6 protein-coding genes and 1 riboswitch are annotated in these 6,473 nt (G+C 73.0%); of the genes, 4 read left to right on the forward strand and 2 right to left on the reverse strand.

What is annotated here, in order from left to right:
* Positions 1 to 27: 27 nt before the first annotated feature.
* Positions 28 to 1,266 carry a MurT ligase domain-containing protein gene (locus IQ279_RS17045; RefSeq protein WP_206349394.1) on the reverse strand — a complete coding sequence of 413 codons (1,239 nt, stop codon included), beginning with the start codon at positions 1,264 to 1,266 and terminating at the stop codon, positions 28 to 30.
* Between the two features lie 109 nt (positions 1,267 to 1,375).
* Here IQ279_RS17045 and def point away from each other — a divergent pair, with 109 nt between their 5' ends.
* Positions 1,376 to 1,924 (forward strand): peptide deformylase, encoded by a 549-nt coding sequence (gene def / locus IQ279_RS17050; RefSeq protein ID WP_206349395.1) that lies wholly within the window; start codon positions 1,376 to 1,378, stop codon positions 1,922 to 1,924.
* Between the two features lie 229 nt (positions 1,925 to 2,153).
* Here the strand turns inward: def and IQ279_RS17055 are convergent, their stop codons facing one another.
* Positions 2,154 to 2,795 (reverse strand): TetR/AcrR family transcriptional regulator, encoded by a 642-nt coding sequence (locus IQ279_RS17055; RefSeq protein ID WP_206349396.1) that lies wholly within the window; start codon positions 2,793 to 2,795, stop codon positions 2,154 to 2,156.
* 161 nt (positions 2,796 to 2,956) lie between these two features.
* Here IQ279_RS17055 and IQ279_RS17060 point away from each other — a divergent pair, with 161 nt between their 5' ends.
* The 3 genes from IQ279_RS17060 to IQ279_RS17070 form a co-directional block, all read left to right on the forward strand.
* Positions 2,957 to 4,183: an acyl-CoA dehydrogenase family protein gene (locus tag IQ279_RS17060; protein ID WP_206349397.1), complete on the forward strand. Its 1,227-nt coding sequence runs from the start codon at positions 2,957 to 2,959 to the stop codon at positions 4,181 to 4,183.
* A 528-nt stretch (positions 4,184 to 4,711) separates the two neighbouring features.
* Positions 4,712 to 4,868, forward strand: a riboswitch (cyclic di-AMP (ydaO/yuaA leader).
* Between the two features lie 3 nt (positions 4,869 to 4,871).
* Entirely contained in the window at positions 4,872 to 5,345 is a 474-nt protein-coding gene (locus tag IQ279_RS17065) for a C40 family peptidase (protein ID WP_206349398.1), read from the forward strand.
* A gap of 124 nt (positions 5,346 to 5,469) precedes the next feature.
* On the forward strand, positions 5,470 to 6,473 hold a 1,004-nt coding region (locus tag IQ279_RS17070; RefSeq protein WP_206349399.1), incomplete at its 3' end, for an NAD-dependent epimerase/dehydratase family protein.

Consider the following 6,473-nt stretch of genomic DNA (forward strand, 5'->3'; position numbering starts at 1 on the left):
CCTGCCGGGAGCCCGGAGGGCCCGGGATCAGTTGCCGACGATGCGGCGCAGATCCTGGAAGGCGGTGTAGTTGGCGATCGCCTCGATCCGGCCGGGCGGGCACTGCCGCACCGCCTCGGCGGCGTTCTCGCAGACCTGGAAGTCGACCCCCGCGACCTCCAGCCGGACCGCCAGGTCCAGCTTGCGGTCGCCGATCACGCAGATGGGGTGACCGGCCAGCCGGGAGTAGTCCACGTCCCACAGCCAGGAGGTGTCGGTGCCGTCCGCGCCGCGCGCGTTGACCGCCAGGATCACGGGCGCCGGCGGGCCGTCGATCAGGGAGAAGGTCTCCAGCCAGCCGGCCGGATTCTTCGCCAGCAGCAACCGGATCTCGCGTCCCTGGAAGGACACCACGTCGTAGCGGCCGGCCACCGCGGTCACCGAGTACATCCGCTCCAGCGCCGTCTGGGGCGGCACCCCGAAGGCGGCGGCGACGGCCGCGGAGGTGGTGGCGTTGGCCTTGTTGGCGCGGCCGGGGAGCTGGAGGCGGATCGGCCAGGCCGATCCGTGCGGGTCCAGCACGTGGTCGCCCGACAGGGCCCAGCTCGGAGTGGGACGGCGGAAGCCGCACTCGCCGCAGAACCAGTCGTCCCCGGGGCGCTGCATCACGCCGCCGCAGGCCGGGCAGGACCAGGCGTCGTCCTTCCACTCCTGGCCCGCGGCCACCCACACCACGTTGGGGGAGGAGGAGGCGGCCCACACCACCAGCGGATCGTCGGCGTTCGCCACGATCACGGCCTTGGACCCGGACAGCCCCTCGCGCCAGCGCTCGGCGAGCATCCGGGTCTCGGCGGCGCGGTCGAGCTGGTCGCGGGAGAGGTTCAGCAGGGCGATCGCCTTGGGCGTCACATCGCGGGCGACCGCGGCGAGGTACTTCTCGTCCACCTCGATGACGCCGTAGCGCGCCTCGCCGCTCCCGGCGAGCGCCGCGGTGATGCCCGCGGGCATGTTGGCGCCCAGCGCGTTGGAGACGACCGGGCCGGCGGCCCGCAGCGCCTCGGCGATCAGCCGGGTCGTCGTGGTCTTGCCGTTGGTCGCCGACACCAGGACGACGTCCAGGTTCTGGGCGAGTTTGGCCAGCAGGTCGGGATCGAGCCTGAGGGCCACCTTCCCGCCGATCACCGACCCGCTGCCACGGCCCGCGGCCCGTGACACCGCCGCGGCTGCCTTGCCCGCCGTCACGGCCAGTTTGGCCCGCGGCGGCAGCGGCTCCGTGTTGCCTGACATCGTCCTTGTCCCTCCTTGCCCCTGGGTCGGGGATCAGCCTACCGAGGTCCGCTCCCGGCCCCGAACCGCGCCACCCCACAGATGATCAACACGGCGTAGGGTGACACACATGCACCGCGGCGCCATTCCCGGAAGTTCCGGCTCCGTCCATCCTCTGCGATTGTCCGCCGACCCGGCCCTGCGCGCGCGGTGCGCCGAGGTGGTCTCCTTCGACGCGGAGCTGTTCCGCCTGGTGGAGGACCTGTTCGCGTCGATGTACGCCGCGCACGGTGTGGGGCTGGCGGCCAACCAGATCGGCGCCCCCGTGCGGGTGTTCGTCTACGACTGCCCCGACGACGAGGACCGCCGCCACCTGGGCCACGTGATCAACCCGCGCCTGGTGGAGGCCGGCGGCGTCATCGTACGCGGTCCGGAGAGCTGTCTGTCCCTGCCCGGTGCGGAGGCCGCCGTGGAGCGCCACGACCGGGCCGTGGTGGAGGGGCGGGACAAGGCGGGGACGCCGGTGCGGATCGAGGGCACCGGTTTCTTCGCCCGCTGCCTGCAGCACGAGTGCGACCACCTCGACGGCCGCGTGTACACCGACCGCCTCACGGGGCCGCGCCGCCGCCGGGCGCTGCGCGCGGTACGCCGGACCGCCGCGCTCGACGCGCGGCGCTAGCCCTGTCCGGCAAATCCCGCCTGCTCCGCGGTGTCCGGCACGCACCCCCCCCGGCCTCCGGCCGGGGGGCACCCCCATGCTGCGTTGTCGATCGTCGGCGCAGCACGCTGCGCTCTCCTCCTCCGCCTTGCGATCGCACGCACCGGACACCGCGGAGCCCGTCCTTCGGGCGGACAGCGCTATTTGCCGGACAGGGCCCGGGCCCCGAGGATCGCAGGCACCGCGGTGCTCACAGACCCGGGCCGCCGACCAGGTCCTTTGCGGTGGCCAGGCCTCCCCACAGCAGATCGGCCAGGTGCCGCACCAGCCGCTCCCGGGGGCAGGGCCGCTCGCCCAGCCACCAGTCGCCCGCCGCGTGCATCATGCCGACGATCCCGTGCCCCCACACCCGGGCCCGCTCCTCGCGGTCGGCGCCGAGGTCGACGCGTTCGGCGATCACCATGGCCAGCTCCTCGCCGAGCCTGCGCAACAGGGGGGCCGAGTGCTGGCCGACGTCGAAGCCGCGCTCGCCTCCGGACTCCTCGGCCGGGTGCATCAGGAAGCGGTAGACCTGGGGCCTGGCCTCGATGGCGGCCAGGTACGTGTCGAGCGCGGCCTCCACGCGCTCGCGCCGGTCGGTGGGCGCGTCCAGGGCGGCCCGCAGCGCGTCCACCAGGGCGTCGGTGTGCCGTACCGCCAGAGCGCGGTAGAGGCCGCCCTTGTCGCCGAAGTGCCGGTAGAGGATGGGCTTGGTGATGCCCGCCTCGGCGGCGATGGCGTTCATCGAGGCGCCCGGGCCGTCGCGCAGCACCACGCGCTCGGCGGCCTCCAGGAGTTCCCGGCGGCGGCGCTCGGTGGCGCTGCGCTGGTCCTCCCGCTGTGTGGTCTCCATGTTCCTCGGCCTCCCCGACCCTGCTGTGACACCTCGGTGCCGCCTGAGCGCAACGTAACACCCGCGGGGCGTACGCGAGGGTGTCGACGGCGGAGGTTGACATCGCACTGGCCGGTAACATATTCACGTTACCGCTAGTAACAACGGATGGAGGGGCTTCCGTGGCGGAGTTCGCACTCGACCTCAACGACGACCAGAAGGCCGTACGGGAATGGATCCACGGCTTCGCGGCCGACGTCATGCGCCCCGCCGCCGCGGAGTGGGACGAGCGTGAGGAGACTCCCTGGCCCGTCATCCAGGAGGCGGCCAAGATCGGCCTGTACTCGCTCGACTTCTACGCCCAGCAGTACTTCGACCCCACCGGCCTGAGCATCCCGATGGTCATGGAGGAGCTGTTCTGGGGCGACGCGGGTATCGGCCTGTCGATCGTCGGCACCGCGCTGGCGGCCGTCGGCGTGCTCGCCAACGGGACCGAGGAGCAGATCGGCACCTGGATCCCCCAGATGTACGGCGACGCGAACGACGTGAAGGTCGCCGCCTTCTGCTCCTCCGAGCCGGACGCCGGATCGGACGTCTCGGCCATGCGCACCCGCGCCGTCTACGACGAGGCCAAGGACGAGTGGGTACTCAACGGCACCAAGACCTGGGCCACCAACGGCGGCATCGCCAACGTCCACGTCGTCGTCGCCGTCGTCGACCCCGAACTCGGCTCCAAGGGACACGCCTCCTTCGTGATCCCGCCGAACACCCCCGGCCTGTCCCAGGGGCAGAAGTTCAAGAAGCACGGCATCCGCGCCTCCCACACCGCCGAGGTCGTCCTCGAGGACGTCCGTGTGCCCGGCCACTGCCTGCTGGGTGGCAAGGACAAGCTCGACGAGCGCCTCGCCCGCGCCCGCGAGCGGGCGAAGAAGGGTGGCGAGCGCGTGAAGAACGCCGCGATGGCCACCTTCGAGGCGTCCCGCCCCGCCGTGGGAGCCCAGGCGGTCGGCATCGCCCGTGCCGCCTACGAGGTCGCCCTGGACTACGCCAGGACCCGTGTGCAGTTCGGCCGCCCGATCATCGACAACCAGGGCATCGCCTTCCAGCTCGCCGACATGCGTACCCGCATCGACGCCGCACGGCTGCTGGTGTGGCGGGCCTCGTGGATGGCGGCGGCGGGCAAGCCCTTCGAGGGTGCCGAGGGCTCGATGTCCAAGCTGTTCGCCGGGGAGACCGCCAAGAGCGTCACCGCCCAGGCGATGCAGATCCTCGGCGGTAACGGCTTCACCCGGGAGTACCCGGTGGAGCGCATGCACCGGGACGCGGCGATCTACACGATCTTCGAGGGCACCAGCGAGATCCAGCGCCTGGTCATCGCCCGCACCATCTCGGGCGTGCACGTCCGCTGACCTCCCACCCCACCGGGTGGCCGCCGCACGGTCGGCGGCCACCCGGCGGGGCACACCCTGCCCCACCGCACACCTTGGCGCCGTCCGGTCCCTGCCCGCCGGAAACGCGCGCTCAGCCCCCAGCCGGGGTGCGCGCCGTCACCCGCCGACAGTACCGCCCCGGCCCGGCCCCGCCCCCCCCGCGCCCCCTGACCGCACCCCGCGACCCGCCGCGTTCACCCGACACGCCCGCACCCATTCGGGCTGATCCCGGCGACACGCCGAACCGGTGCGCAGACCGGCCACCGAGCCGCCGCACACCATCCAGGGAGAGCAACAACCGCCCCCCCCATAAGCCTTTTGACACCCCGAACAGATTGCCCGGGCAAGGCCCGGCCCTCGGGGGACCAGTAGTGAGCATGTTCACAAAACATCTCCGATCGACCGATCGGGAGCTTTTCTGACGCACTATCCGTAGAAGACCGCAAGTCCCCGCCGCGGGGCGGGGCCGCCCGGGCGGACGCCCAATCCTGCCGCCGCCCGGGTGATGTACGGACCATGACGAGGCGGCAGGAGCGGGAGACCCGAGCAAGACGGGCCGCGCACGACGCGGCCCTTGGGGTGAAGCCACGCGACGTGTGGCCGGGCAACTTCGCCGGCCCGAACCCGACAGGTCATCTTTCGCAGGCGTACGACGAAGGGTTCACTCATGTCTGCGCACGCACGCATAGCGGCTCCTGTGTCCCGGGCGGGCATCACCACCGCCGTCACCGCCGCCACCCTGGCGGGGACGATGCTCATTCCGTCCGCCGCACCCGAGGCCGAGGCGGCCACCCCCGCCGGCAAGGCGCTCAGGGTCGCGGCCTCCAAGAAGGGCGCCCCCTACAGCTACGGCGCCGCCGGCCCCAGCCGGTTCGACTGCTCGGGACTCACCCAGTACTCGTACAAGAAGGCGGGCAAGAAACTGCCGCGCACCGCGGCGGCCCAGTACAACCGCTCGAAGAAGGTCTCCGCCAAGTCGCGCAAGAAGGGGGACCTGGTGTTCTTCCACTCGGGCGGCAGTGTCTACCACGTCGGCATCTACGCCGGCGAGGGACGGATCTGGCACTCTCCCAAGCCGGGCAAGACCGTCCGCAAGGAGAGGATCTGGACCAAGAGCGTGCGCTACGGGCGCGTGAGGTGACACAGCGGCACCCGAACCGGGCCGGGCCCCGCAAGGGCCCGGCCCGGCCCGTTTCAGCCCGTGGCGATTACGCCACGGGCGTGAAGCCGTTCCGCCCGGCCGCGCCGGCGGGCACGCTCGGCCCATGAGACTTCTGGTGCTGGGCGGAACGGAGTTCGTCGGCCGTGCGGTCGCCGAGGAGGCGCTGGCGCGCGGCTGGGAGGTGACCGTCCTCAACCGCGGACGCCACGCCCCACCGCCTGGTGCCACCGCGCTGCGGGGCGACCGCACGGCCGACGGCGGGCTCGCAGCCCTGAAGGACCCGGTCGGCGGCTGGGACGTCGTGGTCGACACCTGGTCGGGGGCGCCCGCCGCGGTACGCGACGCCGCGGCCTCGCTGGCGAGGCGTGCGGGGCGCTACGCGTACGTCTCCAGTCGCTCGGTGTACGCCTACCCGTCCCCGGCCGGCCTGGACGAGACCGGCCCGCTCGTCGACGGCTCGCCCGACGACGACGGCGTCGCCGACTACGCCAGGGCCAAGCGCGGAGGGGAGATGGCCGTCGAGGCGGCCTTCGGTGACCGGGGCCTGCTGGTGCGGGCGGGGCTGATACTGGGCCCGTACGAGAACATCGGTCGGCTGCCGTGGTGGCTGCTGCGTGTCGCCCGGGGCGGTGAGGTGCTGGCGCCCGGCCCCCGGGACCTCCCCCTGCAGTACGTGGACGTGCGCGACCTCGCCGTCTGGACGCTGGACGCCGCCGGGCGCGGGCTGGGCGGCCCGTACAACCTGGTGAGCCCGCCCGGCCACGCGACCATGAGGGAGTTGCTGGGCAGCTGTGTGCGCGTCACCGGTTCCGGCGCCGAACTGCGGTGGACCGCCCCGGAGCCGATCCTGGCGGCGGGGGTGCGGCCGTGGACGGATCTGCCGGTGTGGATCCCGCCGGGCGAGCTCCACGACGCCATGCACGCCGGGGACGTCTCCCGGGCCGTCGCGGCGGGGCTGCGCTGCCGCCCCGTGGAACGGACCGTGGCCGACACCTGGGCCTGGCTGTGCGGCCTGGACGGCGAGCCGCCCCTCCGCCCCGACCGCCCCCGGGTCGGACTGGAGCCCGCGAAGGAGGCCGAGATCCTCCGCACGGTGGCGAGCCGGCC

The organism is Streptomyces verrucosisporus (assembly GCF_017114865.1).
GTDB lineage: Bacteria > Actinomycetota > Actinomycetes > Streptomycetales > Streptomycetaceae > Streptomyces > Streptomyces fenghuangensis.